Genomic DNA, 25,315 nt, shown 5'->3' with positions numbered 1-25,315 from the left:
CGTCGGTCGATGCGCTGACCTGCCGGAACGTGTCGCGCGTCACGCGTGGCACGGCTCACGAGCAAGGGTGACCCTACGTTGTCGTCGCTAGGCTTCACCCCGTGAACGACGCGCCCATCGGGATCTTCGACTCCGGCCTCGGCGGCCTCACGGTCGCGCGGGCCATCCTTGACCAGCTGCCCAACGAGCAGGTCAGGTACCTCGGCGACACCGTCAACAGCCCTTACGGACCCAAGCCGATCGCCGCAGTGCGCGCCATGGCGCTGGACGCCATGGACCGGCTCGTGGCCGATGGCGTGAAGATGCTGGTCATCGCGTGCAACACGGCGTCGTCGGCGATGATGCGCGACGCCCGCGAACGGTACACGCAGCGGCACGGCATCCCCGTGGTCGAGGTCATCCTGCCCGCCGCCCGCGCCGCGGTGACCGCCACGCGGACGGGCCGGATCGGTGTCATCGGCACGCGCACCACCGTGCAGTCCCGTGCGTACGACGACGCCTTCCACGTCACCCCCGGCCTGACGATCACCAGCCAGGCCTGCCCGGAGTTCGTGCGCTTCGTCGAAGAGGGCAGGACGTCCGGCCCCGAGGTGCAGAAGTTCGCGCACGAGTACCTCGACCCGGTGAAGGCCGCCGGGGTCGACACGCTGGTGCTGGGCTGCACGCACTACCCGCTGCTCGCGGGCGCCATCTCCTACGTCATGGGCGAGGAGGTCACGCTGGTGTCCAGCGCCGACGAGACCGCGAAGGACGTGTACCGCACCCTGGTGGCCCACGACTTGGAGCGCGCGCCCGACGCCGGTGCGCCGGTGCACCGGTTCCTGACCACCGGTGACCCAGCGCCCTTCGGGCAGCTCGCCGGCCGGTTCCTCGGCCCCGAGGTGTCCCTCGTGGAGGCCGTCTGATGCGCCTGATCCCGATCGGGGTCTCCGGTTCGTTCCCCGGGCCCGCGACGCCCGCTTCGTCGTACGTGGTGCGGGTGCCGGCAGCGGAAGCCGCCGCCGCGGGCCACGAGGCTCGCGACTGGAACGTCCTGCTCGACCTCGGCAACGGCGCGTTCGGCGCCCTGCAGCGGTTCATGGACCCCATGGAGCTCGACGCCGTGTCGATCTCGCACCTGCATCCCGACCACTGCGCAGACCTCTCGGGTCTGTACGTGTACCTGCGGTACCACCCCGAGCGCGGTTCGCTGCGGACGGGCCCTCGGGACACCCCCCTGCCGGTCTTCGGTCCGTCGACCGCCGAGCGGCACGTCGCGCTGTCCTACGGGCTGAGCGAGGGGGAGTCCATGGAGAACGACTTCGACTTCCGGTCGTGGGCTGAGTACCCGTCGGTCACGATCGGGCCGCTGACCATCGAGCCGCACCGCGTGTTCCACCCGGTCGAGACGTACGGCGTGCGGGTGACCGGCCCGTCGGCGTCGGGCGGCACTGCGACCCTTGCGTACACGGGTGACACCGATGCGTGCGAGTCCGTGGTGGAGCTGGCACGCGACGTGGACCTGCTGCTCAGCGAGGCCGCGTTCCTCGAGGGCCGCGACGACGGCGTCGAGCCAGGCATCCACCTCACCGGCCGCCGCGCGGGCCAGGTGGCGACCGACGCCGGTGCGCGCCGGCTGCTGCTCACGCACCTGCCCGTGTGGAACGACCCCGCCGACTCCCTGGCGGAGGCGCGCGGGACGTTCGCCGGCCCGGTCGACGTCGCGGAACCGGGCACGCTCTACGAGCTGTGACGTGTCGGGCGCTCGGGTCACCCGGGCGACCGGACGTCCGGCAGATCGGGCGGGTCGTTAGGGTGGTCGCATGACCTCCAGCACCAACACGATCGTCCGCGCCGACGGGCGCGCCACCGACCAGCTCCGCTCCGTGAAGATCACCCGGGGATGGCTCGACGAGGCCGAGGGATCGGTCCTCGTGGAGTTCGGGCGCACCCGCGTGCTGTGCGTCGCGTCGTTCACCGAGGGCGTGCCGCGCTGGCGCAAGGGCTCCGGCGAGGGCTGGGTCACCGCCGAGTACGCGATGCTGCCGCGCGCCACCAACGAGCGCAGCGCGCGTGAGTCCGTGAAGGGCAAGATCGGTGGCCGTACGCACGAGATCTCGCGGCTCATCGGCCGTTCGCTGCGCGCCGTCGTCGACATGAGCGCGCTCGGCGAGAACTCCATCGTGCTGGACTGCGACGTGCTCCAGGCCGACGGCGGCACGCGCACCGCCGCGATCACCGGCGCGTACGTGGCCCTCGTCGACGCGATCGCGTGGGGCCGGCGGCACGGGCACATCAAGGGTGGCAAGCAGGTGCTCGCCGACTCGGTGGCCGCCGTGTCCGTCGGCATCATCGACGGCACCCCGATGCTCGACCTGCCCTACGTGGAGGACGTGCGAGCGGAGACCGACATGAACGTGGTGGTCACCGGCTCAGGCACGTTCATCGAGGTGCAGGGCACCGCAGAGCACGCGCCGTTCGACCGCGCCGAGCTCGACTCGCTGCTCGACCTCGCCGTCGGCGGCACGGCTGAGCTCGCCAAGATCCAGCAGGAAGCGCTCGCCAAGGAGCTCTGAGCGAGGCCGCGTGGCTCAGGCGGGCTGTGGCACTGCGTGCGCCGTCTGAGCCTGCGGTGGCCGGGCCTGCGCCGGCCCGGCCTGCGCAGCCTGGACCTGCGCGAGGACGCTGTTCTCGCCGACGAACACGCTGCCGCCGTCGCGCACGGTGTCGGCGTAGCGGCGGAGCATCTCCGCCTTGTTGTCGCGGACGAGGGCGATCCAGTCCGCCGGAGCGCCTGTGTCGGGGTCGTGGGTCGCGCTCCACTCGGCGATCTCGACCAGGACCGGGATCAAGCCGAGGCCACGCTCGGTGAGGTCGTAGCGCACGCGACGCCGGTCCGCGGGGTCGGCGGACCGGCGCAGGATCCCGGCGTCGGTCAGCGAGTCGAGGCGGGCGGAGAGCACGCTCGGCGAGATGGCCTCGTCGGACCCCAGGAACTCGTTGAACGTGTGCTTGCCGAAATAGACGACGTCGCGGACCACGAGCAGGGACCACGGGTCGCCGAACGCCTCCAGCCCGAAGTTCACCGGACAGGTGGACTTGCCGCTCGCCCGCTTCATCGTGCCCTCCCGTCCGGTGCCCTCGCCGTGCTCGGGCCCTTTGCTTCCTGACCGACTGACGTTCCCGGCCCCGGAAAACTCGTCGGCGCCGGACCGATGAATCCCCGCGGCCCGCTCCGTCATCCCTTCATGATCACTACGAAGATCGTAGTGAAGTGATCGAGGGTTCACAAGGACCCGGGAGCTTCGAGGAGCAGAGAGATGAGCGCGAACGAGACACAGACGGCGTCGGACGGCGTGGCGAGGCTGCGCATGCAGGACCCCGAGGTGCGTACCTTCGCGCACCTCCTGGTGAACGTGAGCCTGGTGTCGGTGGTCAACTTCACCGTCTGGTTCGCGGTCACGTTCTGGGTGTACCTGGAGACCGGATCGGTCTTCGCTGCCGGTGTCATCTCCGGCATCTTCCTGGTCGCGATGGTCTCGACCGGTGTGTGGTTCGGGTCGCTGGTGGACCACCACCGCAAGAAGACCGTGATGCAGGCGTCGGCGGCCGTGTCGCTGGCGTTCTATGCGGCGGCGCTCGGGCTCTACGTGACCACGCCTGCCGCGGTCTGGACCGAACCGGCGAACGTCCGGCTCTGGGCGCTCGTGCTGCTCGTGATGGCCGGCGTCATGGCAGGCAACGTGCGCGGCATCGCGATGACGACCGTCGTCACGGCACTGTTCGACGAGTCGCGCCGCGACCGGGCCAACGGTCTGGTCGGCACGACGTCGGGCATCTCCCACCTCGTGACGTCGGTGATCAGCGGGCTGCTGGTCGCGTCGAGCGGGATGCTCGGCGTGCTGATCATCGCGGTGGTCGTGCTGGCCGCCGCCGTCGTGCACCTGCACCGTCTGCAGGTGCCGGAGTCTCTCGCGGAGGCAGCGGCCGCGGGCGAGCCCAAGAAGGTCGACCTGCGCGGGACACTTCGGCTGGTGAGCCAGATCCCCGGCATGTGGGCGCTGATCGGCTTCACGCTGCTGAACAACCTGCTCGGCGGCGGCCTGATGGCGCTGGCCGACCCGTACGGGCTGTCGCTGATGTCGGTCCAGGCCTGGGGGTTCGCATGGGGCGGGATCAGTGTGTTCATGATCCTGGGCGGGCTCGTCGTCGCCAAGCGTGGCGTGGGGCGCAACCCGCTGCGGACGCTGCTCGTCGTCAACCTGACCATGTGGGCGGCCACGTTCGTCCTGCCGATCCAGCACAGCGTGGTGCTGCTGGTGACCGGGTTCGCGGTGTACCTGTTCGTGATGCCCTTCGCTGAGGCGGCCGAGCAGACGGTGCTGCAGAAGGTGGTGCCGTACGAGCGCCAGGGGCGGGTGGTCGGGTTCGCGCACAGCGTCGAGATGGTGGCGGCGCCGCTGACGGCGTTCCTCATCAGCCCGCTCACCGAGTTCGTGTTCCAGCCGTTCATGACCGACGGCGCCGGCGCGAACCTGATCGGCGGCTGGTTCGGTACCGGGCCCGCCCGGGGGATCGCTCTGGTGCTCATGCTCCTCGCGGTGCTCGGCCTGGGCCTCACGGCGGCGGCGCTCGCCAGCCGCCAGTACCGGACCATGAGCCGGCACTACCTGGACGGTGCGGCCGACGAGGACCAGCGTGCGGCCGGTGGGGAGCCGGTCGCGGACGCCGCCGTCGGGCAGCCGGAGCCGGCCCTCGTGGGTGCGTCTGCCTGAGGACCTTCTGGGTGGGCGGCGGCTGGCATGATCGGGGCATGGACTCCTCGATGGTGCCGGCCGCCGCCCGGATCGTTCTCGCGACGCACAACGCCAAGAAGGTCGGTGAGCTGCGGGCGATCCTTGCCGCGGCCGGTCTGGAGCTGCCCGACGGCGGCCTGGTCACCTCGGGCGAGGTCGGCGCGCCCGAGCCGGTCGAGGACGGCGTGACGTTCGCGGAGAACGCGCTCATCAAGGCGCGGGCGGTGTGCGCGGCGACCGGGCTGCCCGCGGTCGCCGACGACTCGGGGCTGGCCGTGGACGTGCTGGGCGGCGCCCCCGGGATCTTCTCCGCGCGCTGGGCAGGCAAGCACGGTGACGACGTGGCGAACCTTGACCTGCTGCTCGGCCAGCTCGGGGACGTGCGCCCCGAGCACCGCCAGGCCGGGTTCGTGTGCGCAGCCGCCCTGGTCACGCCGGACGGGCGCGAGGAGGTGCGGATCGGTGAGATGCGGGGCGTACTGGCGACCGCGCCGCGCGGGAGCAACGGATTCGGGTACGACCCGATCCTGGTCCCGGACGAGACTGCGCCGGACGGGAGTGTGCCGGACGGGACCGCGCCCGGGGCGCCCGGGGCAGGCGGCGATGCGGACGCCGACGGCGGTCGCCGTCGGACCGCCGCGGAGCTCGACCCGGAGGAGAAGAACGCGATCTCGCACCGGGGCAAGGCGTTCCGCGCGCTGGCGCCCGTGATCCTCGAGGTCCTGGGCACCGGCTCCCACTGACCCAGGGGACCGATCCCGCTGAGTTCGGTCCGATGGGATGAGATCGGTCGGTCAACCGACCGATCTCATCCCATGCGACCGAACTCGCTCAGTTCGGTCCCTTGGTGTGCCAGGGGCCCTCAGGCGGGGTTGCGCGTCCGGCCGCGGCGCAGAGCCGCCACCACGCCGCGCCAGCCGAGCATGGCCAGGGCGAGAAACAGTGTCGTGACCAGTGCAAACGTCCACGCCAGGCCCTGGCCCGATACGCCGCGCAGCAGCAGCCCGCCGAGCACGGTCACGAGCCAGATGAGCACGCCGGTCGGCCAGATACGGGTCGGTTCGCGCCAGGCGCGGGTCAGGACCCAGCCGAGCACGGCGGCCAGCGCGAACGGCCACACCACGCGGCCGAGGGCGGCAGGCATCGATCCTTCGTGCGACGCGATGCCGACGACCGCGAAGACCAGGACGCAGGCGGCGTCGGCCAGGACAGCAGGCCAGACCAGAACTCGAGCACTACTCACCGGTACATCCAACCAGACCTGGTGTGGGCGTGATCGTCCGCCCGGCCGCCCCGGCGAGAGACCGCGCCGCGACCGTGCCGCGACCGCGTGGTCAGACGCCCAGCCGCCTGCGCAGCTCGCGGGCCTGACGGCGGGACACCTCGACCCGGCTGCGCTGCCGGTCGTTCATGACCACCACGAGCGCGCCCTTGAAGTCCGGGACCAGCTCGCGCACATGGTTCAGGTTCACCAGGTACGACCGGTGGGACCGGAAGAAGTGCCCGTGCAACCGCCGCTCCAGCTCGTTCAGGGAGAAGGTGACCAGCAGGCGCTCGTCGGCCAGCTTGAGGTACGAGTAGCCGCGCGCGGCGCTCGCGTACACGATCGCCGACTGGTCCACCAGCACCGTGCGGCCGTCGCGCTGGACGGGGACCCGGGCGAGCGGCTCCGGCTCGTCGCCGCGCCGTCCCGCAGAGCCACCGTTCGGCGAGCTGCCCGACCCCGTGCCGGCCGGGCTGCCCGACCCCGACGGGCTCTCCTGCGCGTCGTCGGTGCCCGAGTGCTCCAGCGCGCGCGCCACCGCACGGCACAGGCGATCGGAGTCGAACGGCTTGACCAGGTAGTCCGCCGCGGCGAGGTCGAAGGCCTCGACGGCGTGGTCAGGGTAGGCAGTGGTGAAGATGACCTTGGGCGGATGCGGCAGGTCGCGCAGCGCGGCAGCGACCTCGAGGCCGCTGCCGCCGGGCATACGGATGTCCAGCAGCACCAGGTCATAGGGAAGGGACCGCAGGAGGAGGAGTGCCTCCTCACCGTTCGCGGCCTCACCGACCACCTGGACCTGCCCGAGCTCCTCCAGCAGATAGCGCAGCTCGGTACGGGCCGGGGCCTCATCGTCGACGATCAGGGCGCGGGGGCGCATCCGGTCAGCGTAGCGGGACCCGCACCTCCACGACCGTTCCCTCGCCCGCCGTCGACTGGATGTCCAGGGTGAACCGCTCGCCGAACAGCGTGGTGAGCCGCTCGGAGATGTTCTGCAGGCCCACGCCGCCGCGGGCGCCCTCCTCGCCGCTCGCGCCCTCGGTCGCACGCGCCGCGCCGGCACCGGTCCCGAGCCCGTCGAGCACGTCCGCGGTCATGCCGACGCCGTCGTCGGTCACCCGGATCGACGTCGTGCGCGTCAGGGGGTCCACGCGGGCCCTCAGCGTGACCGTGCCACCCTCCACCTTGTCCGCCAGGCCGTGCTTCACGGCGTTCTCGACCAGCGGCTGGATGGTCAGCACCGGAACGTGCGCCGTGAGGACCTGCGGGTCGATGTCGTACCGCACGCGCAGGCGGTCCCCGAACCGGGCCTGTTCCAGCGACAGGTACGTGCGCACGAAGAAGTACTCCTGCGCGAACTCCGCGAGCTGCCCCTCCTGCCGCACGGCATACCGGAAGAAGTCCGACAGGCGCAGCAGGAGCTGGCGCGACTCGTCCGGGTCCGTCCGCGACTTCGACGCGATCGTGTTCAGGATGTTGAACAGGAAGTGCGGGTTGATCTGGGCCCGCAGGGCGTCCAGCCGGGCGTCCGAGGCCAGCTTGCGCTCGCGGTCCGCCTCGGCGAGCTCGAGGTGCAGCGACAGGATGCTCGCCATGTCCTCGACCTGGTCCCGGGGCGTCGGCTGGTCGTGCGTGCGGAACACGCCGATGGTGCCCACCACGCGAGAGCCCACGACGAGCGGCACGACGACACCGCTGCGCAGCGGGCAGTCCGGGTCGTCGCACCCCATGCTCGACGCACGGCGGGACACGACGGTGCGCCCCTTGGCGATGGCGCTCCGCACGGTGGTGGCCCGCACAGGTCCGCCCGCCTTGTGGTGGTCGGAGCCGGGCCCGACGAAGGCCAGGTTCAGCTCCCGGTCGGTGATCACCACGGCGTCGCCGCCGAGCAGCGGGCGCAGCAGCTCGGCGGTGCGGCGCGCGGCGTCGGCGGTCAGGCCGGAGCGGAGCGGCATGCGGCGTCCGCCTGCCACGATCCGACGCCGGGAGCGCTCGACGCCGCGGCCCCCGAGGCCGCGCTCCTCTGGCCCCGGCCGGGTGTCGGGCCCGCCCCGCGACCGGGACCACCGCCGGAGGGTCCCGGCCCCGCGCGGTCCGCGCAGCGCGGAGGGATAACCGAAAACGAGCAGCACCGACGCCACCGTCCCCGCTGCCACGGTGGTGCCCACCCCGAGCGGCGGCGACACGAACACCTGGGTCACCAGGTACACCACCGCCCAGGTGACGCCGATGGTGCCGGCAAGGAGAGCGCTACCTGTCCGCATCTCGTCCTCCCGTGCGCCGGGTCCAGCGGCCGCGCCGGCGTGGCTTCGACCCGGCGCTCGCGAGGGTGAGCCGCGCCAGTCGTTCGGCGTGCCGGTCCGCGGCGGTGCCGTGCAGCACCAGCCACTGCCGTTCGACGTCGTCCGGCGGGGTCGTCGCCCGTGACACGAGCCACGTCACCAGCGCGGCCAGCGGTGCCGCCACGAGGGTGGGGGTCATCAGCATCTCCCCGAGACCGGGTCCGATCGGCAGGGCACCCACCACGAACATGGTCACCGACACCAGGCCGCCGACCACCATGCCGGCGGTGGCTCCGGCCGCCGTCGTGCCGCGCCACCAGATCGCCAGCACGAACACGGGCGTCAGCGCCGACCCGGCGATGGCGAACGACCAGGTCACCATGGCTGCGACGATCGAAGGGACGCCGGGCGTGATGTCCTCCGGCTGCATGGCGATGGCGAGCGCGCCGGCCGCGATGGCCGCGACCACGGTGCTCGTGCGGCCCGCCCAGACGGCCTGGCGCTGGGTCGCGCGCGGGTTGATGTGCCGCTCGTAGACGTCGTGCCCCCACGACGCGGCGGCAGCGAGCAGGAGGCCCGCGATCGTGGACATCACGGCGACCAGGGCTCCGGCGGCGACGACGGCGAGCCCTGAGTCGCCGCCGTAGATGCGGCCCAGCACGGGCAGGGCGTGCTCCGGTATGCGCAGCACGCCGTCGACGGTGAGCTCCTCGAGCCAGGGGTTGTGCTCGACGGCCGCGGCGATCTGCTGCCGGGCGGCGGTGCCGAGCATGACGGCGAGGGCGTAGAACAGCCCGGCCAGGCCGAGCACCCACACCGTCGTCGTGCGGGCCGCCGTGCCGGTGGGGCTGGTGAAGTACCGGTTCATGACGTGTGGCAGGCCGGCGGTGCCCATGACGAGCGTCAGGATCAGGGCGAACTGCGCCAGCGGTCCGTAGGCGGCGCCGGGCTGGCCGAACGTCGCGGGCTCCGTCGGGTCGAGCTGGTTGCTCTCCGGCTGCAGGTGCCACCCCGCGTCGTCGTGCACCGGGTTGGCCAGCGGTTCGGCGGACAGGTCGGCGACCGCCTCGGAGTAGTGGAACCCCGACCCGGCGACGGCGACGGCGAGCCAGACTAGGGCGCCGAGCAGCAGGAGGAACTGGATGGCCTGGGTCCACGTGGTGCCGCGCATGCCGCCGAACGCGACGAGCGCCGCCACCACCGCCGTCGAGAGCACCACGCCCGTCGCGTACGCGGAGAGGCCGGGCAGGCCGTGCCCCACCAGGAGCTGCCACGTGATGCCGCTGCCCACCGCCTGCGGCACCAGGTAGGACAGGATGACGATCTGGACCACACCGACGGCGACGAGGCGCACGCGTTCGGACGCCAGCCGCCGCCCCAGGAAGTCGGGGATCGAGAACTCGCCGAACCGGCGCAGCGGCGCGGCGACGAACAGCAGCACCGGCACGAATCCCGCGGCGAACCCGACCGCGTACCAGACTCCGTCGAGTCCGGAGACGTAGACAGCGGCCGCGACACCGAGGAACGACGCGGCGGAGAAGTAGTCCCCGCAGATGGCCAGCGCGTTCGTGGCCACGCCGACCCGCTGCCCGGCCAGGTAGAAGTCCACGGTGGAGACGCCGCGCGGCCGCATGACCAGCGTGACCAGGGCGACGGCCGCGATGAGGATCGCCAGCGTGCCGGCACTGGTGGCCGTCACGGGAACTCGCCCTCGCTCGGGTAGCCGTCGCCCGCGTACTCGTCGTCCTCGTCGTTCCTGCCGCCGAGCATGCGCGCCTCGACCGCCGACGAGAGCGTGGCCGCCGCCAGCCCGATCACCAGGAAGAACGCGTACAGCCCGAACGCCGCCATGGCGAAGCCGGGGCTCATCCCGCCGGCCAGGCGCCCGCCCGACCACCAGTCGAGCGTGAGCGACAGGGCGGGAACCCCCATCACAGCGGCGAGGAACAGCACGAAGTGGGTGATCGCGACGCGTCGCAACGTGCGAAACGTCGCGTCGACCTCGGCCGGGGTGTCGTGCTCGTCGACGTCGTCGTCGTCGTGCTCCATGGGACGAGACTAAGCGGCGTCCGCCCGGCGCAGGCGCCAGGCGGTGCGCAGCATGATCACCGTGCCGCCGGCGATCATCACCAGGCCCATGCCCGGCCACATCTTGCCCCAGGAGTCGGTGGTCACGCTGACCTGCACCATCTGCACGACGCTCCACACGACGGCGACCGCTCCCGGTACCGCGACGACGAGGCAGTGACCGATGGCTACCCGTCGGAACGGCAGCACCGCGCCGGCGAACGCGAGGGGAGCCACGGCCATCGTCGCCCAGCCGAGGTAGCTCGCGTGGCCGGGGATGTGCCCCAGCGGCGTACTGATCCAGGGCAGGACCGACCCGATCATGACGCACAGCCCTCCGATCGCCATCGCCAGACTGCCGGGATGGAACGCGCGGCGCACGGCGGTACCGGAAGTGCTCGACGTCGAGGACATAGGGCGATCGTAGGGCTGTCGGGCGCCTCCGGGGACCCCGCCAGGGCTCCGCTCTGCCGAACGGCCGGTCGAGCTCCACGAACGGTCAAGAACGTCTCCCGAGCGGTCGGGTGAAGTTGCCAGGCACCGTTCGCCGCCCAGAGCGACCGCTCGCGGGGTCGCTGCCGCCGTCCGGCCGGTCGGCTCTTGCGCCGCGGGGGTGTCTGCCCTTGGCTCAGGCTCAGGGGGCGACTGTGATCCGCACCACAGCGCGTCCCGGCAGTGCAGCTGGGGCTGCCGCCGGGGTCGCACCACGACACGCAAAGGAGCGTCGAGAAATGGCCGACACGAACGAGAGTCCCCCCGGTGGTGCACCACCGTCGGGCGGCGGGGGAGCCGCGCTGCCGGAGAACGGCTGGCGCAAGGACTACTGGAAGAAGAACCTCCGCCTGATGGTGGCGCTGCTCGTCGTCTGGTTCGTGGTCTCGTTCGGCGCAGGGATCCTGTTCGTCGAGCAGCTCAACGAGATCGTGGTCGGCGGCTTCCCCCTCGGCTTCTGGTTCGCGCAGCAGGGTTCGATCTACACCTTCATCCTGCTGATCCTCATCTACGCCCTGCGCATGGACAAGCTTGACGACCAGTACGGCGTCAGCGAGCGCAACGACGACGGGAGCCGGTCATGAGTGACATCCAGACCTGGGCGCTCATCTTCGTCGGGGCGTCGTTCGCGCTGTACATCTTCATCGCCTGGCGCAGCCGGGTGAAGGAGACCAAGGGCTTCTTCGTCGCCGAGCAGAACATCCCCGCGGTCGCGAACGGTGCGGCCGTCGCGGCGGACTGGATGTCCGCTGCGTCCTTCATCTCGATGGCCGGCCTCATCGCCTTCCTGGGGTCGGACGGCTCCATCTACCTGATGGGCTGGACGGGCGGCTTCGTGCTGCTCGCCCTGCTCCTCGCGCCATACCTGCGCAAGTGGGGCAAGTTCACGGTCCCCGAGTTCGTCGGCGACCGGTTCTCCGAGACGGTGCGGTCGGTGTCCGCCGTCGTCGCCATCATCGTGTCGTTCACCTACGTGGTGGGGCAGATGGCGGGCGGCGGCATCGTCTTCTCCCGGTTCCTCCAGGTGGAGCAGGGGGCCGGGGTCGCTATCGCGGCGACCGTCATCTTCGCGTACGCGGTGTTCGGCGGCATGAAGGGCATCACCTGGACCCAGGTGGCCCAGTACACGGTGCTGATCACCGCCTACCTGATCCCGGCCTGGGCCGTCGCGCACACGATGACCGGCTTCCCGGTCCCGCAGGTCTCCTTCGGCGAGATCCTGGCCGAGCTGAACCGGATCGGCGCCGAGTTCGGGCTGCCGGTGTACACGGAGGCGTTCACCGCCCGCCCGCAGATCGACGTCTTCCTGGTGACCCTGTCGCTCATGATCGGCACCGCCGGCCTGCCGCACGTGATCATCCGGTTCTACACGACCAAGACGGTCCGCGGGGCGCGCTACTCGGCCCTGTGGGCGCTGATCTTCATCGGCATGCTCTACACGACGGCCCCGGCCGTCGGCGCGTTCACCAAGCTCAACCTGCTCTCGGGCGTGCAGGGCGCCGCCGTGGACGCCCTGCCGTCCTGGGTGCAGAACTGGATGGCGACCGGGCTGGTCACCGTCGGCGACGGGGTCGACACGATCGGTACGGTCAGCAACGACCCGACCTCTGGTGCCGACCTGATCATCAACAACGACATCCTGGTGCTCGCCAGCCCGGAGATCGCGGGTCTCCCCGCGCCGATCGTCGGGCTCGTCGCGGCAGGTGGCCTCGCGGCCGCCATGTCGACGGCGGCCGGCCTTCTTCTGGTCATCTCGTCGTCGGCGTCCCACGACCTGTACTTCCGGTACCTGGACAAGAACGCCTCGGAGAGCCGCCGACTGCTCGTCAGCCGGATCGCCATGGGAGTGGCCGTCCTGGTCTCGATCTACTTCGGCATCAACCCGCCGGCGTTCGTGGCCCAGGTGGTCGCCTTCGCCTTCGGGCTCGCCGCGTCCACCTTCTTCCCGATCCTGCTGCTCGGGATCTTCTGGAAGAGGACGAACGCGGCGGGAGCAGTCTCCGGCATGCTCGCGGGCCTCGTCTTCACCTCGACCTACATGATCTACACGCTCGAGGTGTTCGGCACGCAGGCCAACGACCACATCCTCGGGGTGAGCCCCGAGGGCATCGGCGCCATCGGGGCGGTCGTGAACCTGGTGGTCACGGTCGTCGTGTCGCTGGCGACCAAGCCTCCGTCGCACGAGATCCAGGAGATGGTCGAGAACATCAGGTACCCCGCCGTGACCCGTCGGACGGAGACCCCTGCCTGAGCACCTCGCTGTGGGTACGTAGTACATCCGCCCCTGGATCCCCCCGCTGCGTACCCACAGCTTCCCCCCGGTGCCCGACGCCGCCCGGCGTCGGGCACCGCCCTTGCCTTGACCGCCCGGTCCCGAACGGCCCGTAGGCTTGGCGGATGCACCTCGTCGCCCAGGACCTAGCCTTCGCGTACCCGGGGCGGGACGTGCTGGCCGGGGTGAGCGTCACCGTGAACGACGGCACGCGGCTCGGCGTCGTGGGGGAGAACGGGTCCGGCAAGTCCACGTTCCTGCACCTCCTGGCGGGCGACCTGCAGCCACGGTCTGGCGCGGTGCGCCGGCAGGGCACCGTCGCCCTCGTCGAGCAGGAGCTGCACCCCACGCCAGGGCAGACCATCGGCGACGTCGTCGCCGGAACCCTCGACGGTCTGCGGGCGGCGGCCGCCGAGCTGGAGGCCGCTGCCGCCGCGTTCGACCACGGGTCGGGCGACCTCGCGGTGCTGGAGCGCACCCTCTCGCTGGCCGAGCACCTCGCCGCCTGGGACGCCGACCGGCGCGTCGAGGTCGCCCTCACGCGGCTGGGCGCCCCGCGCGACCCTGCCCGCCGGCTCGACCAGCTCAGCGTGGGGGAGCGGTTCCGGGTCCGCCTCGCGTGCCGCCTGGCGGAGCGGTCCGACCTGCTCCTGCTCGACGAGCCCACCAACCACCTGGACGACTCCGCCATCGAGTTCCTCACGGGCGAGCTCGTCGCATGGCGCGGCGGCGTCGTGCTGGTCACCCACGACCGTGAGCTGCTGGACGACGTCGCCACGGCGATCCTCGACCTCGACCCCTCCTGGGACGGCAAGCCGGTGCTGTACGGGCAGCCGGGCTACCTGGCCTACCGGTTCGCGAAGAACCAGTCGCTGCACCGCTGGCGGCAGCGCTACCGCGCCGAGCGCAAGCGGGCGGCGGCGCTCGCGGAGCGGCTGGACGAGTCGTACGAGGGGCTGTCCGACGAGTGGCGCCCCGAGAAGGGCTCGCAGAAACACCGCCGTGCCACGCACGCCCGCATCCACGTCAAGGCCGCCGACCGGCTCGTCCAGAAGCTCGAGGCGGAGGCCATCGAGGTGCCGGTGCCGCCGGTGGAGCTCGGCTTCCCCGACCTGCCTGCGATGTCCCCTGGCTGGGACCCGAGCCAACCGGTCGTGGAGGTCCGCTCGCCGCGGGTCGGGGACGACGGCGGCGCCCGCGTGGACCTGCCGGGCACCCGGATAGCGATCCCGCCGTCGGGCCGGCTCCTCATCGTCGGGCCGAACGGCACCGGCAAGTCGACGCTGCTCGGGGCGCTGGCCGGAACCCTGGAGCTGGACCGGGGAAGCCGGTCGCTCGCGCCGGGTGCGCGCATCGGCGTCGTGGGGCAGGAGAGCCTGCCCATCACGGGCAAGGCGCGCCTGCGGACCGGCTTCGAGACCTACGCCGACGAGGCGCTGCGGCTGCTCTCCTCCGGGGAGCTGGACCCGGACCACGTGGTGCCCGTCGCGGGGCTCGGCCTGCTCAGCGAGGAGGACCTGGACCGGCCGCTCGCCGAGCTGTCCGCAGGGCAGCGGCGCCGGTTCGAGCTGGCGCGCGCACTGCTGCACGCACCGCACCTGCTGCTGCTGGACGAGCCGACGAACCACCTGTCGATCGACCTCGTCGACGAGCTGACCCGTGCCCTGCAGGTCACGCCGTGCGCCGTGGTGGTGGCCACCCACGACCGCCGCATGCGGGCGGACCTGGAGGACTGGCCGGTGCTGGACCTGAGCTGATGGACCGTCGGTCCGGGTATCGGCCGCGGCGGGAACCGTGCTCACGGGAGCATCTCCGAGATGCGCCGGCGCCGTTCGTAGGCCAGTGCCGCCTTGGCAAGGGCCACCGACCACACCGGCCACAACAGCTGCGGCAGGAGGATCAGTGGGAGCTCTAGCTGGTTGGCCCAGTTCTCTTCCCCCGAGGCGAAGCCACCGACCAGGATCGCCCGGCTGGCGCACAGGACCAGCATCGCGACCACCAGCGCGGGGACGACCGCCATCTTGATCGGGACGGGCTTCCCGGCCAGACCGATCATCCACCGGGGAAAGCGTTCGCCCCAGGGGGCCATGAGGCCCCAGGTGAGGACGGCTCCGCCACAGGCGGCGGCCCCGAGCCCCAGGCCGGCGAGCAGCAGCTCGTCGGTGAACTCGGGGGAGCGGAACCCCGGCACGTGCAGCGCCATCAGGACCCGGCTCAGGGCGTAGAGCACCGGCGCCTCGATGGCGACCAGGACCCATCGCCGGGTGGCCCGGGTGGCCTGGTCGAGCGATTCGGACGTCGCGTCCGCGGGCCGGAGAGCCTGCTCGTCGCGAGCGGCGAGGAACAGCGCGGCTGCACCAGCCAGGGTGAGGATCTGCACACCCAGCCCCGGTGAGACCAGGACTGCAGCGGTCTCCGGCCCCTCGGTCACCAGGCGCACGAGGAACATCGGCAGGTAGCCGGACACCATGATGATGGTGTGGTCGAGCGTGAGCAGGGCGACCACGGCCAGCGACACCAGCAGGCGGACCCGCTGGCGTTCAGGCCAGGACCCGGGTGGAGCGAGCAGGACGAGCGCACCGAGGAGCAGGGCGGCACCGGCCACCACGCACCACACGTCGGCGAACGTCTCGCCCAGGAACAGCAACGGTTGACCGACGTTGTCGGAGGCGTCGGCGAGGACGTTGTGACCGCCGAGGAGGCTGACGGCGGCGACGGCGAGCAGGGCGACGGAACCGAGAAGAGGCAGTGTCACGCGACGAAGTGGCATGTCTCCACTCTCGGCCGCCGCATGGCCGCATCCATCACCCGAGCGAACGGTTCCGGTCCCCCGTGCGGGGGACGCCGGCCCACCACCGGGCCCGCGACGTCCAGTCGGCTCGGGAGCTACCTCACGGAAGTCGGCCTACGTGCCCCATCGCCTGCTTGATGAGCATGCCCTGGCCGTTCATCATCTCGGCCTGCACGTCGTCGGCGCACGCCTCCTCCGGCGTCAGCCAGGCGAGGTCCAGGGCGTTCTGCTGCGGGCGGCAGTCGCCCGTGACGGGCACCACGTAGGCGAGCGAGACCGCGTGCTGGCGCGGGTCGTGGAACGGCGTGATACCCGGGGTCGGGAAGTACTCGGCCACGGTGAACGGCTGCGGGGACGGCGGGACCTGCGGCAGCGCCACCGGGCCGAGGTCCTTCTCGATGTGCCGCAGCAGCGCGTCCCGGATCCGCTCGTGGTACATGACGCGCCCCGAGACCAGCGCGCGCGTCATCGTGCCCTGCGTGTTCGCCCGCAGGAGCAGCCCGACGGCGACCACGTCGCCCGAGTCGTCGACCCGGACCGGGACGGCGTCGACGTACACGAGCGGAAGCTGCGCCCGCACGACCGCGAGGTCCTCGTCGGTGAGCCACCCCGACACCTGGGAGGGGTCGCGGTAGAAGTCGTCGTCGGATGGGTAGTCGGCAGTGTCCGTCACGGGTCCGTTCTACCAGGTCGGGCCGAGCGGTGCCGCACCCCGCGCCGGGCGTGGAATAGCAGAGGGCGCCGCTGTGCTTCACCAAGGAGACGTCCAACGAGAGGAAACTAGATATGGCCACCGTCGACATCACCGACGCCACGTTCGAGAAGACCGTCAGCGACAGCGAGATCGTCCTCGTCGACTTCTGGGCCACCTGGTGCCCGCCGTGCAAGATGTTCGGACCTGTCTTCGAGGCATCCTCGGACAAGAACACCGACATCGTGCACGCCAAGGTCGACACGGATGCCAACCCCGGCATCTCCTCCGCCGCGCAGGTCACGTCGATCCCCACGCTGATGGCGTTCCGCGACGGCGTGCTGGTCTTCCGTCAGGCGGGCGCGCTGCCCGCCAAGGGCCTCGCCGAGGTCGTCGAGGCCGTGCGCGGTCTCGACATGGAGGCCGTGAAGAAGGACCTCGCCGCACAGCAGAACTGACGCGCGCAGAGCACCGGCCGCGGTCCGGCGCGAAGGTCCGCTTCCAGAATGCAGTCAGGCATGGTTCAGCGCCCTGGAGCATGCCAGATCGCATGGTCGAGGCGGACCTTCCAGCACCGCCGGCGGTGGGACGAACGGGAGCCCGGCCGACAGGCCGGGCTCCCGTTGACCAGCGATGTCCGCAGGGTGCGCGAGGCGGGACTCGAACCCGCACGTCCGAAGACACCAGGACCTAAACCTGGCGCGGCTGCCAATTACGCCACTCGCGCGCGGCGGTCAGTCTACGGGCTTGCGGGCAGGTCAGCGGAATGCGGCGAGTCCCGTGATGTGCCTGCCCAGCACCAGGGTGTGCACCTCGTCCGTGCCCTCGTAGGTGCGCACGGACTCCAGGTTGTTCGCGTGCCGCATGGGCGAGTGGTCCAGCGTGACGCCGTTGCCGCCGAGGACGGTGCGTGCCTCCCGGCAGACCTCGATGGCGATGCGCGCGTTGTTCAGCTTGCCCGCCGAGATCATGTGCCCCTCCAGGCGCCCGGCGTCCTTGAGCCGGCCGAGGCGCAGCGCGAGGAGCTGCGCCTTGGTGATCTCCAGCGCCATGTCCACGAGCTTGGCCTGGGTGAGCTGGAAGCCCGCGATCGGCGTGCCGAACTGCTCGCGCCCCTTGGCATAGGCCAGCGCGGCCTCGAACGCGTCGCGCGCTGCGCCGACGGTGCCCCACACGATGCCGTACCGGGCCTCGTCCAGGCAGGCGAACGGCCCCGCGAGGCCGGGATGCTCCGGCAGGAGGGCGTCAGCGGGCACCCGGACGCCCTCGAGCGCGATGTCGCACTGCACCGACGCCCGCATCGACAGCTTCGGTTCGATCGGGACGGCCGTGAACCCCTCCGCCGACGTCGGCACGATGAACCCGCGCACCCTGTCCCGCACGCCGCCGCGCTCGGACGGCTCGGCGACCTTGGCCCAGATGATCGCGAGGTCAGCGAACGAGGCCATGCCGATCCACCGCTTGGCGCCGTCCAGGACCCACTCGCCGCCGGCGTCGCCGCCCTCGCTGCCGGGCTCGAACCGGGCACGCGTGGTCATGCTCGCCGGGTCGGAGCCCGCCCCCGGCTCCGTGAGCCCGAAGCAGCCGACCACCTCGCCGGTCGCCATGCCGGGCAGCCACCGCTGCTTCTGGGCCTCGGAACCGTGCTTGTGGATCGCCGACATCGCCAGCGAGCCCTGCACGGACACGAAGGTGCGGATGCCGGAGTCGCCCGCCTCCAGCTCCTGTACCGCCAGCCCGTACTCGACGGCGGACCGCCCGGCGCAGCCGTACCCCTCCAGGTGCATGCCGAGCAGGCCCAGCTCACCGAGCTCGGGAACGAGCTCGCGCGGGAAGTGCGCGTCGGCGAACCAGCGGGCGATGTCCGGCCGGACCCGCCGGTCCACGAACTCGCGCACCCGGTCGCGCGTGGCCAGCTCGGCGTCGCTCAGCTCGGAGTCGAGGTCGAGCAGGTCGGCGGGCGAGCTCATCGTCGGCTCAGTCAAGCCCGAGGACCTTGCGGATCCGGGCCACGTGTCCGGTCGCCTTGACGTTGTAGAAGGACTCGGCCACGGTCAGGTCGGGGTTCACCACGAACGTGGAGCGGATGACGCCCACGTACGTCTTGCCGTAGTTCTGCTTCTCGCCCCAGGCGCCGTACGCCTCCAGCGTCGCGTGGTCCTCGTCGGACGCGAGCGGGAAGGTCAGCGCCTCGGCGTCCGCGAACTTCGCCAGCTTCGCCACCTTGTCGGGGGAGATGCCGACGACGGCGTAGCCGGCGCCCTGCAGCGAGGCGAGGGAGTCCCGGAAGTCGCAGGCCTCCTTGGTGCAGCCGGGCGTCGCAGCGGCAGGGTAGAAGTACACGATGACGCCCTTGTCGGTGCCGCTCGCCAGGTCGGCGAGGCGGACGGTGGCGCCGTCGGCGGTGGGCAGGTTGAAGTCGGGAGCCTTGTCCCCGGATTCGAGACGAGTGGTCATGCCGGTAACGGTATCTTCTCGTGCGCAGACCGCCGGGCCCAGGTAATCCGCCCCGCCGAGTCGCGTAGCGTTGGACCCGTGAGTACTCCTGCTGTACCTGATTCCGCGACCAAGCCAGGCACCCTCCCGATCCGCATGCTGCACGACCGGCTGCTGGTCGAGCCCGAGACGGACTCGGCGGAGCGGCAGTCGACGGCCGGCCTGGTGATTCCGGCGACCGCCGTCGGGCCCAAGCGGCTCGCGTGGGCGACCGTCGTGGCCAAGGGCGAGCACGTGCGGCAGGTCGACGTGGGCGACCGTGTCCTGTACGACCCGGAGGAGCGTGCGGAGGTCGACCTCGCGGGCCGGGACTACGTGCTCCTGCGGGAGCGCGACGTGCACGGCGTGGCCGAGCGCGACGAGGCGGACGGCGCGACCGGGCTGTACCTGTAGCCGGGGACGTGGCCGGTCGGGCTGTCGCGCAGTTCACAGCTCCGGGCCGCGCGTTCGGTTACCGGTGACGTTGCTGGTCCTGGTAGTGTTTCACTCCGTTGCGCGCCATTAGCTCAATTGGCAGAGCAGCTGACTCTTAATCAGCGGGTTCTAGGTTCAAGTCCTAGATGGCGCACCAACGCGGCGGTTCAGCACCCCCCTCTCGGGGCGGTGCCGAGGGCAGTCGCGAGGCGGAGCAAAAAGGTGCGCCAGAGGGTCCAGGCCCTGGTAATCTTTCCGTCGCAGGCGCCATTAGCTCAATTGGCAGAGCAGCTGACTCTTAATCAGCGGGTTCTAGGTTCAAGTCCTAGATGGCGCACAACCCTGACGAAGGCCCCCACCACGGTGGGGGCCTTCGTCGTTCCCGGATCCACCCGGGTCCCAGCCCAGGTCCCGGCCCGGCGTGAGCAAACTTCACCCGCTCCGCCCGGCCCCCTGACCAGGCAACTCATCCAGGTTCCTTCCAGTTTGTCCGGAGGTTGCCTGATGCTCCCGTTCCGTTCATCAGCCCAGGTCAGGTTGACCTCCGGGCGTGCTCAGCGCCGCCCAGCTTGACGGACCACAGCTTTTGACGGACCACAGCTTTGTCGGACCACAGAGAGGACGGCCATGCGGCCAGCCATCAGGAAACAGCGAGGTCGGCAGCAAGCCGGTCTCGTCGCAGCGGTCACGGCGGCCACGCTCGTCATGACGGGGTGGGTCGCGACGTCGTCGTCCGCCGCCCCCGCGGACACCGAGCGCCCTGCGGGGAGCACGCCCGCGACGGCACCGCGCGAGCCGGCGGCACCGGCGTCGGACGGCCCGATCCTCACGCCCGCCGACGGCGAGTTCCTCGAGGGCACCGCAGCGGTCGCGGCAGTGCCCGTCGCGCCCGGCGACGACGTCGAGAGCCTCACCGTCGACGGCACCGACGTGCCCGGCGCCACCGAGACGCTCGGCACGTCGATCCTCGGCTACGACGTCGGAAGCAACTCGACCGAGGCGCGCTACCAGAACTACGTGTCCGTCAACGGGTCGGAGCCGATCCACCTGCCCGACGCCGTGAACGAGCGCGTCGAGCTGGAGATCCCCAACGAGTACCTCGTGACCGGCGAGAACACCGTCGAGGTGGTCGCAGGGACGTTCGAGACGAGCTGCGGCGCCAACCACGACGACTTCGTGCTGTCCGACTTCACGCTGGAGCCGCTCGGCGAGATGGCCGACGGCGAGGAGAACGAGTACACCTACGCGTTCGGCGACGGCAGCTGCGGCACCAACTCGACGCTGCTGCGCCGCGCCGAGCTGTCGTTCTTCCTGCAGGGCGACCCGCAGGGCACCACAGGCCTCAGCGCCGACCTCGACACCACGACGCTGGCCAACGGCGAGCACACGATCGAGGCACGCACCACGTCGGGCGACACGACGGCACACACGGTCCGCGTGAACAACGCGCCGACCGGTGCGCCCCGCCTCACCCCGGCCGACGGCACCCTCACCAACGGCACGGTGGCCGTCGCCGCCGCCCGCCCGGCGGGCGAGGACGGCGGGGTCGCAGAGCTCCTGCTCGACGGCGAGGAGCCGGCGGCGCTGCCCACTCTCGGCAACGGCGCGGCCACGTTCTCGTTCGACGTCGGCTCCAACTCGATCGACGACGCCTACCACAACTTCCTCCTGGTCAACGGGTCGCGCGTCGAGCTCGGCGGCGACTGGGCGAACGAGCGCGTCGACGTCACGATCCCGGCGAGCCTGCTCGTCCCGGGCGAGAACACGATCGAGGTCGTCACGGGCGACTACGCGTCGTCGTGCGGCACCAACCGTGACGACTTCACCATCTCCGGCCTGGACCTCGAGCTCGACGGCGCCACGGTCACCGGCCACGACATCGCCGACTCCTACGCCATGGGCGACGGGAACTGCGGGAGCGGTGACGGCCTGCGCGAGGTCGCCCTCACCTACACCGTCGACGCCCCGGCGGTCACCCTGCACGAGTCGCTGGGTGCGGGGGACGCCGTGCTCGCGTTCGACGTCGGGTCCAACTCGATGGAGGCGCGCTACCACTCGTACCTGCAGATCAACGGGCACAAGCTCACCATGGACGACCGGGACTACGTGTCCGAGCGGGCCGAGATCACGGTGCCGAACGAGTGGCTCCTGGCCGGCTGGAACCGGATCGACCTGGTCGCGGGCACGCTGTACGGGAGCTCGTGCGGCGACAACCGCGACGACTACACGCTGACGGACCCCGTGCTCACCCCTGCCGAGGGCACGGCGACGCACGTCAGCATGCGCGCGAGCCACAACATCGGGGACGGCAACTGCGGGAGCAACGTGAACCCCGAGGTCGAGGTCGACCTGGTGTTCCACGTCGACGCTCCGGCGCGCGGCCTGCTCGCGCAGGTCGACACGGCCACGCTGCCCGACGGCGAGCACGAGCTCTCCGCCACCTCCACCACGGGCGAGACCGCCCACCGGGCGCTGTTCACGGACAACACCGGCCCGGAGCTCGTCACGGCCACCCCCGCCGGCGGCGACCGGCTCACCTCGAGCGTGCCGCTCGAGGTCTCCGTCGACGACGCTTCCGGTGTGGTGCAGGGCCCTGACATCACGCTCGACGGCGAGGAGATCGCCGTCGGCGACCCGGTCGGTCCAGGCCTCTCTGCCGGCGACCACACCCTGGCGGTCTCCGCGACCGACGGCCTCGGCAACCAGGTGACCCACGAGATCCCCTTCGTCAGCGCGGGGATCCCGGACGTGCCCGCCGACGTCGCACCGGCGTCGGGCGCCTCGGACGTGGGCCGCACGGCGACGCTGAGCGCCAAGGTCGCGGAGCCGGACGGCGGCAAGGTCACCACCACCTTCTCCAGCGCCGAGATCCTCACCCCGACCAACGCCTGGCAGGGCGAGAGCGACGATGTGCCGACCGGCCTGCGCGTGCCCGGCCAGCAGAAGCTGAGCACCGGGGCGCTGGAGCCCGGCGACGGCAGGTCCGCGGACTCGCCGACGTCGAGCGACGTGACCTACCAGCGGTTCGACGTGCCGGTCCGCGGCAAGGTCGAGGCGCCGGTGCTGCGCTGGGAGGGCACCGCCGACCCGGCGCGCCTGGTCAGCCTCCGGGCCTGGAACCCGGACACGTCCGCCTGGGACGTCGTCGCCTCGGCGCGCGGCGCCGTCGACGGCCGCACGGTGCTCGAGGGCTCCGTGACCCGCGACTACGTGGACCGCGGCAAGGTCCACGCCATGGTCACGGGCGAGGACCCCTTCGCGGACGACATGGACGCCGGCGACGGCGACCGGTTCGCGAACCCTGACGACTACGACTTCTCGATGGTCCACTACACGGACACGCAGTACCTGGCAGAGGGCGCCGTCGAGCAGGAGACCGCTGAGGAGCGGGCCGTGTGGGGCAAGGCCTACACGGGCGTCATGGACTGGATCGTCGACAACGCCGAGGAACGCAAGATCGCGTACGTCGCGCACACCGGCGACATCATCGAGAACAACATCCGGTCGCTCTCGCCGGAGCTCGAGGAGCAGGTGGCGGGCGAGTTCGAGTTCGCGTCGGAGGCCCAGGGCCGGATCGACGCGGCGGGTATCCCGAACGGCGTCGTCGCGGGCAACCACGACAACCAGTCGGGGACCAACCCAGAGCTGTTCGACCAGCACTTCGGGCCGGACCGTTACAAGGAGCTCGCAGAGGGCTGGGAGAACGCGTCCTACGGCGGCTCCATGAAGCCGGGCTCGAACGAGAACCACTACGACCTGTTCTCGGCCGGTGGCCTCGACTTCGTGGTCGTGGGCCTGTCCTACGGTGTGACCAGGGACGAGGCCGAGTGGGCAGCGTCGATCTTCGACCGCTACTCCGACCGCAACGGGATCCTGCTCACGCACGACTACCTGGAGCCGTCAACGTCGCCCGACGGGCGCGGGGCGAACTTCGGCGGGTCGGACGGGCCGCTGCTGTACAACCTGCTCGTCAAGGACAACCCGAACGTGTTCATGGTCCTGGCCGGGCACCGGCACGGCGTGGGCACCAACGTGCGCCCGCCCGTGATCGGCGACATCGGCGGTGGCGTGGTCGAGCTGCTCGCGGACTACCAGTTCTACACGGTGTCCGCGGACCAGCTCGGCCTCACCGAGCTCGGTGGGTACGACCCGGCAGACCGGCTCCGGTTCGGTGCCTCGTTCTTCCGCATGCTCCAGTTCGACGTCGACCGCGGCGAGGTGTCCATCGACACCTACTCGCCGCTGCTCGGCGAGTTCGGCGCGACGGAGTACGACGAGGACCAGCGGTACAACGGCCTCGAGGACAACATGGTGCTGCCGGTCGACCTGACCTCCCGCACCACGTCCTTCAGCACCGAGTCCGTGGTCCTGTACGACCCGGTGCACCAGATCGGCGAGGACACGGTGACCTCGGGTGAGGTCGCCTCGGTCCGGTGGGACGGTCTCAAGCCGGACCGCACCTACGCCTGGTTCGTCACGGCCCGCACCTCCGGGGGCGGCACCACGACGGCTTCGCCGGCGTACTTCACCACGGCGCGTCGTTGAGGTTCGGACGCACCGTGGCCCTGGCGGGGCTGCTCGCAGTGCTGAGCAGCCCCGCCGTCGGGCAGACCGCGTGGGCCCACGACGCCACCAGCGACGTCTACGCGGAGGTGATCCCGGCGTCGGACGGCGGCACGACGGCGGACGTCACGGCAGTGCTCGACCTCGAGTACGACCTGCTGATGAAGTCCGCGTGGCTGCGGTCCGAGGCGTACGAGGCGACGGGCCGGGACGACCAGCTCGTGCAGCTCGACCGGCACGAGCGGGCCGTGGACGGGTACGTCACCGACCGGTTCGCCGTCACCTACGACGGCGAGCCGTGCGCCCCGACGCTGTCCGCCGCCGACATCGTGGAGCGCGGTGAGCGCCCCTACGCGTCCCTGACCTACTCGTTCGCCTGCGCGGGCGAGCCGGAGGGCGTGCACGAGGTGTCCAGCGCCCTCTTCCCGGACGCCGAGTCGTTCGTGCACTCCACCGAGACGATCATCCGGTACACGCTCGACGAGGAGGACGGCTCCGCCGTGCTCACTGCGGCGTCGCCGACCCTCACCACGGGGGAGAACCGCCTGCTCAAGCAGGTGGGCGAGTTCTTCGTGCTGGGCGGCGAGCACCTGCTGTTCGGGCTGGACCACGTGCTGTTCCTGCTGGCGCTGCTGATCGGTGCCCGCAGGCTGCGCGACATCGTCTGGACCGCCACTGCCTTCACGGTCGCGCACTCGGTGACCTTCCTGCTCGCGGCCCTCGGCGTGGTCTCGGTGCCCGCTGCGGTGGTCGAACCGGTGATCGCGGCGTCCATCGCGGTGGTGGCGGCAGTGGACCTGTACCTGATCTGGCGAGGGCGGGCCGCTCCGCCGTCGGGCACCGTACGCGACGGTCTGCGCTGGCGGGTCGACGCGGGAGAGCGGGGCGCTCTGACGGCCTGGGACCGGTGGCGGCTGCCCGTCGTGTTCGCCTTCGGGCTGGTGCACGGCGTCGGGTTCGCCGGTGCGCTCGGCATCTCCGCTGCGTGGTCGTGGACGCTGCTGTGGTCGCTGCTGTCGTTCAACGTGGGCATCGAGGCGGTGCAGCTCGGGATCATCGCCGTGGTGTTCCCGCTCCTGGTAGTGCTCCGCGTGCGGGCCCCGCGGACCGCCCGGTGGGTGCTCGGGGCGGCGACGGCGGGGATCGTCGCGGTCGCGCTCTACTGGGTGGTGGAGCGGCTCGCCGAGACCTGGTGACCCGGGAGCCCGGCC

General features: G+C 71.3%; 23 protein-coding genes and 3 tRNA genes. 14 read left to right on the top strand and 12 right to left on the bottom strand.

Features of this window, described 5'->3' with window-relative positions; all coding sequences use genetic code 11:
* The first annotated feature begins 101 nt into the window (after positions 1–101).
* The 3 genes from murI to rph all read left to right on the top strand — a co-directional run bounded on the left by murI (position 102) and on the right by rph (position 2,555).
* Positions 102–905, top strand: coding sequence for a glutamate racemase (gene murI, locus ACFS27_RS24445; RefSeq protein ID WP_377188820.1), 804 nt, complete (start codon positions 102–104; stop codon positions 903–905).
* Positions 905–1,732, top strand: a complete 828-nt coding sequence (locus ACFS27_RS24440; protein ID WP_377188817.1) for an MBL fold metallo-hydrolase — start codon at positions 905–907, stop codon at positions 1,730–1,732. The genes murI and ACFS27_RS24440 overlap by 1 nt, the downstream gene beginning before the upstream one ends.
* Before the next feature lie 70 nt (positions 1,733–1,802).
* Positions 1,803–2,555 (top strand): ribonuclease PH, encoded by a 753-nt coding sequence (gene rph, locus ACFS27_RS24435; RefSeq protein ID WP_377188814.1) that lies wholly within the window; start codon positions 1,803–1,805, stop codon positions 2,553–2,555.
* A gap of 15 nt (positions 2,556–2,570) precedes the next feature.
* On the opposite strand, the gene ACFS27_RS24430 is transcribed toward rph, so the two are convergent.
* Positions 2,571–3,098, bottom strand: coding sequence for a winged helix-turn-helix transcriptional regulator (locus ACFS27_RS24430; protein WP_377188811.1), 528 nt, complete (start codon positions 3,096–3,098; stop codon positions 2,571–2,573).
* A gap of 201 nt (positions 3,099–3,299) precedes the next feature.
* Between ACFS27_RS24430 and ACFS27_RS24425 the strand changes: the two genes are divergently transcribed.
* Entirely contained in the window at positions 3,300–4,754 is a 1,455-nt protein-coding gene (locus ACFS27_RS24425; RefSeq protein WP_377188808.1) for an MFS transporter, read from the top strand.
* Positions 4,755–4,792: 38 nt separating this feature from the next.
* Entirely contained in the window at positions 4,793–5,518 is a 726-nt protein-coding gene (locus ACFS27_RS24420; protein ID WP_377188805.1) for a non-canonical purine NTP pyrophosphatase, read from the top strand.
* A gap of 119 nt (positions 5,519–5,637) precedes the next feature.
* On the opposite strand, the gene ACFS27_RS24415 is transcribed toward ACFS27_RS24420, so the two are convergent.
* The 6 genes from ACFS27_RS24415 to ACFS27_RS24390 all read right to left on the bottom strand — a co-directional run bounded on the left by ACFS27_RS24415 (position 5,638) and on the right by ACFS27_RS24390 (position 10,799).
* The gene (locus ACFS27_RS24415) at positions 5,638–6,018 is read right to left on the bottom strand and encodes a DUF3054 domain-containing protein (protein WP_377188802.1); all 381 of its coding nucleotides are present in this window, start codon (positions 6,016–6,018) and stop codon (positions 5,638–5,640) included.
* Positions 6,019–6,109: 91 nt separating this feature from the next.
* Entirely contained in the window at positions 6,110–6,916 is an 807-nt protein-coding gene (locus ACFS27_RS24410; RefSeq protein ID WP_377188799.1) for a LytR/AlgR family response regulator transcription factor, read from the bottom strand.
* A gap of 4 nt (positions 6,917–6,920) precedes the next feature.
* Positions 6,921–8,300, bottom strand: coding sequence for a histidine kinase (locus ACFS27_RS24405; protein ID WP_377188796.1), 1,380 nt, complete (start codon positions 8,298–8,300; stop codon positions 6,921–6,923).
* Positions 8,287–10,017 carry a solute symporter family protein gene (locus tag ACFS27_RS24400; RefSeq protein WP_377188793.1) on the bottom strand — a complete coding sequence of 577 codons (1,731 nt, stop codon included), beginning with the start codon at positions 10,015–10,017 and terminating at the stop codon, positions 8,287–8,289. Before ACFS27_RS24400 ends, ACFS27_RS24405 begins: the two co-directional genes overlap by 14 nt.
* Positions 10,014–10,367, bottom strand: a complete 354-nt coding sequence (locus ACFS27_RS24395; protein ID WP_377188790.1) for a hypothetical protein — start codon at positions 10,365–10,367, stop codon at positions 10,014–10,016. The genes ACFS27_RS24400 and ACFS27_RS24395 overlap by 4 nt, the downstream gene beginning before the upstream one ends.
* Positions 10,368–10,376: 9 nt before the next feature.
* Positions 10,377–10,799 (bottom strand): hypothetical protein, encoded by a 423-nt coding sequence (locus tag ACFS27_RS24390; protein ID WP_377188788.1) that lies wholly within the window; start codon positions 10,797–10,799, stop codon positions 10,377–10,379.
* A gap of 317 nt (positions 10,800–11,116) precedes the next feature.
* Between ACFS27_RS24390 and ACFS27_RS24385 the strand changes: the two genes are divergently transcribed.
* The 3 genes from ACFS27_RS24385 to ACFS27_RS24375 all read left to right on the top strand — a co-directional run bounded on the left by ACFS27_RS24385 (position 11,117) and on the right by ACFS27_RS24375 (position 14,906).
* Positions 11,117–11,461, top strand: a complete 345-nt coding sequence (locus tag ACFS27_RS24385) for a DUF4212 domain-containing protein (RefSeq protein ID WP_377188785.1) — start codon at positions 11,117–11,119, stop codon at positions 11,459–11,461.
* Entirely contained in the window at positions 11,458–13,128 is a 1,671-nt protein-coding gene (locus ACFS27_RS24380; RefSeq protein ID WP_377188782.1) for a sodium:solute symporter family protein, read from the top strand. The genes ACFS27_RS24385 and ACFS27_RS24380 overlap by 4 nt, the downstream gene beginning before the upstream one ends.
* Before the next feature lie 146 nt (positions 13,129–13,274).
* The gene (locus ACFS27_RS24375) at positions 13,275–14,906 is read left to right on the top strand and encodes an ABC-F family ATP-binding cassette domain-containing protein (protein WP_377188779.1); all 1,632 of its coding nucleotides are present in this window, start codon (positions 13,275–13,277) and stop codon (positions 14,904–14,906) included.
* Between the two features lie 41 nt (positions 14,907–14,947).
* Here the strand turns inward: ACFS27_RS24375 and ACFS27_RS24370 are convergent, their stop codons facing one another.
* Both ACFS27_RS24370 and ACFS27_RS24365 read right to left on the bottom strand, forming a co-directional pair.
* On the bottom strand, positions 14,948–15,904 hold the full coding sequence (locus tag ACFS27_RS24370) for a hypothetical protein (protein WP_377188776.1): 957 nt from the start codon (positions 15,902–15,904) through the stop codon (positions 14,948–14,950).
* A 136-nt stretch (positions 15,905–16,040) separates the two neighbouring features.
* Positions 16,041–16,613: an NUDIX hydrolase family protein gene (locus tag ACFS27_RS24365; protein WP_253869989.1), complete on the bottom strand. Its 573-nt coding sequence runs from the start codon at positions 16,611–16,613 to the stop codon at positions 16,041–16,043.
* A 113-nt stretch (positions 16,614–16,726) separates the two neighbouring features.
* Here ACFS27_RS24365 and trxA point away from each other — a divergent pair, with 113 nt between their 5' ends.
* The gene (trxA, locus tag ACFS27_RS24360; RefSeq protein WP_357465664.1) at positions 16,727–17,089 is read left to right on the top strand and encodes a thioredoxin; all 363 of its coding nucleotides are present in this window, start codon (positions 16,727–16,729) and stop codon (positions 17,087–17,089) included.
* Positions 17,090–17,276: 187 nt separating this feature from the next.
* Here the strand turns inward: trxA and ACFS27_RS24355 are convergent.
* The 3 genes from ACFS27_RS24355 to bcp form a co-directional block, all read right to left on the bottom strand.
* Positions 17,277–17,358, bottom strand: a tRNA-Leu gene (locus ACFS27_RS24355).
* A 31-nt stretch (positions 17,359–17,389) separates the two neighbouring features.
* On the bottom strand, positions 17,390–18,601 hold the full coding sequence (locus ACFS27_RS24350; RefSeq protein ID WP_377191164.1) for an acyl-CoA dehydrogenase family protein: 1,212 nt from the start codon (positions 18,599–18,601) through the stop codon (positions 17,390–17,392).
* Between the two features lie 7 nt (positions 18,602–18,608).
* On the bottom strand, positions 18,609–19,088 hold the full coding sequence (gene bcp / locus ACFS27_RS24345) for a thioredoxin-dependent thiol peroxidase (protein ID WP_377188772.1): 480 nt from the start codon (positions 19,086–19,088) through the stop codon (positions 18,609–18,611).
* Positions 19,089–19,223: 135 nt separating this feature from the next.
* Here bcp and ACFS27_RS24340 point away from each other — a divergent pair, with 135 nt between their 5' ends.
* From ACFS27_RS24340 to ACFS27_RS24320, 5 genes are all read left to right on the top strand, one after another.
* Complete coding sequence (locus tag ACFS27_RS24340; protein WP_377191162.1) at positions 19,224–19,520, top strand: GroES family chaperonin; 297 nt, start codon at positions 19,224–19,226, stop codon at positions 19,518–19,520.
* 102 nt (positions 19,521–19,622) lie between these two features.
* Positions 19,623–19,698, top strand: a tRNA-Lys gene (locus ACFS27_RS24335).
* Positions 19,699–19,805: 107 nt separating this feature from the next.
* A tRNA-Lys gene (locus ACFS27_RS24330) sits at positions 19,806–19,878 on the top strand.
* Between the two features lie 290 nt (positions 19,879–20,168).
* The gene (locus tag ACFS27_RS24325) at positions 20,169–24,086 is read left to right on the top strand and encodes a metallophosphoesterase (RefSeq protein WP_377188769.1); all 3,918 of its coding nucleotides are present in this window, start codon (positions 20,169–20,171) and stop codon (positions 24,084–24,086) included.
* Positions 24,083–25,300, top strand: a complete 1,218-nt coding sequence (locus ACFS27_RS24320; RefSeq protein ID WP_377188766.1) for a HupE/UreJ family protein — start codon at positions 24,083–24,085, stop codon at positions 25,298–25,300. The genes ACFS27_RS24325 and ACFS27_RS24320 overlap by 4 nt, the downstream gene beginning before the upstream one ends.
* Positions 25,301–25,315: the final 15 nt, after the last annotated feature.

The organism is Promicromonospora vindobonensis, assembly GCF_042685865.1.
In the GTDB taxonomy this organism is placed as follows: domain Bacteria; phylum Actinomycetota; class Actinomycetes; order Actinomycetales; family Cellulomonadaceae; genus Promicromonospora; species Promicromonospora vindobonensis.
Note: the sequence above shows the minus strand (reverse complement) of the source record. Positions and strands in the feature narration are given on the sequence as shown.

Excerpts from the sequence above, each read along its gene's own strand:
- ACFS27_RS24430 (WP_377188811.1), bottom strand. The coding sequence starts at position 3,098 with ATGAAGCGGGCGAGCGGCAAGTCCACCTGTCCGGTGAACTTCGGGCTG.
- rph (WP_377188814.1), top strand. The coding sequence starts at position 1,803 with ATGACCTCCAGCACCAACACGATCGTCCGCGCCGACGGGCGCGCCACC.
- ACFS27_RS24350 (WP_377191164.1), bottom strand. The coding sequence starts at position 18,601 with ATGAGCTCGCCCGCCGACCTGCTCGACCTCGACTCCGAGCTGAGCGAC.
- ACFS27_RS24375 (WP_377188779.1), top strand. The coding sequence starts at position 13,275 with ATGCACCTCGTCGCCCAGGACCTAGCCTTCGCGTACCCGGGGCGGGAC.
- ACFS27_RS24325 (WP_377188769.1), top strand. The coding sequence starts at position 20,169 with ATGCGGCCAGCCATCAGGAAACAGCGAGGTCGGCAGCAAGCCGGTCTC.
- ACFS27_RS24390 (WP_377188788.1), bottom strand. The coding sequence starts at position 10,799 with ATGTCCTCGACGTCGAGCACTTCCGGTACCGCCGTGCGCCGCGCGTTC.
- ACFS27_RS24340 (WP_377191162.1), top strand. The coding sequence starts at position 19,224 with ATGCTGCACGACCGGCTGCTGGTCGAGCCCGAGACGGACTCGGCGGAG.
- ACFS27_RS24420 (WP_377188805.1), top strand. The coding sequence starts at position 4,793 with ATGGACTCCTCGATGGTGCCGGCCGCCGCCCGGATCGTTCTCGCGACG.
- ACFS27_RS24410 (WP_377188799.1), bottom strand. The coding sequence starts at position 6,916 with ATGCGCCCCCGCGCCCTGATCGTCGACGATGAGGCCCCGGCCCGTACC.
- ACFS27_RS24380 (WP_377188782.1), top strand. The coding sequence starts at position 11,458 with ATGAGTGACATCCAGACCTGGGCGCTCATCTTCGTCGGGGCGTCGTTC.
- ACFS27_RS24405 (WP_377188796.1), bottom strand. The coding sequence starts at position 8,300 with ATGCGGACAGGTAGCGCTCTCCTTGCCGGCACCATCGGCGTCACCTGG.
- bcp (WP_377188772.1), bottom strand. The coding sequence starts at position 19,088 with ATGACCACTCGTCTCGAATCCGGGGACAAGGCTCCCGACTTCAACCTG.
- ACFS27_RS24395 (WP_377188790.1), bottom strand. The coding sequence starts at position 10,367 with ATGGAGCACGACGACGACGACGTCGACGAGCACGACACCCCGGCCGAG.
- ACFS27_RS24425 (WP_377188808.1), top strand. The coding sequence starts at position 3,300 with ATGAGCGCGAACGAGACACAGACGGCGTCGGACGGCGTGGCGAGGCTG.
- ACFS27_RS24385 (WP_377188785.1), top strand. The coding sequence starts at position 11,117 with ATGGCCGACACGAACGAGAGTCCCCCCGGTGGTGCACCACCGTCGGGC.
- trxA (WP_357465664.1), top strand. The coding sequence starts at position 16,727 with ATGGCCACCGTCGACATCACCGACGCCACGTTCGAGAAGACCGTCAGC.
- ACFS27_RS24440 (WP_377188817.1), top strand. The coding sequence starts at position 905 with ATGCGCCTGATCCCGATCGGGGTCTCCGGTTCGTTCCCCGGGCCCGCG.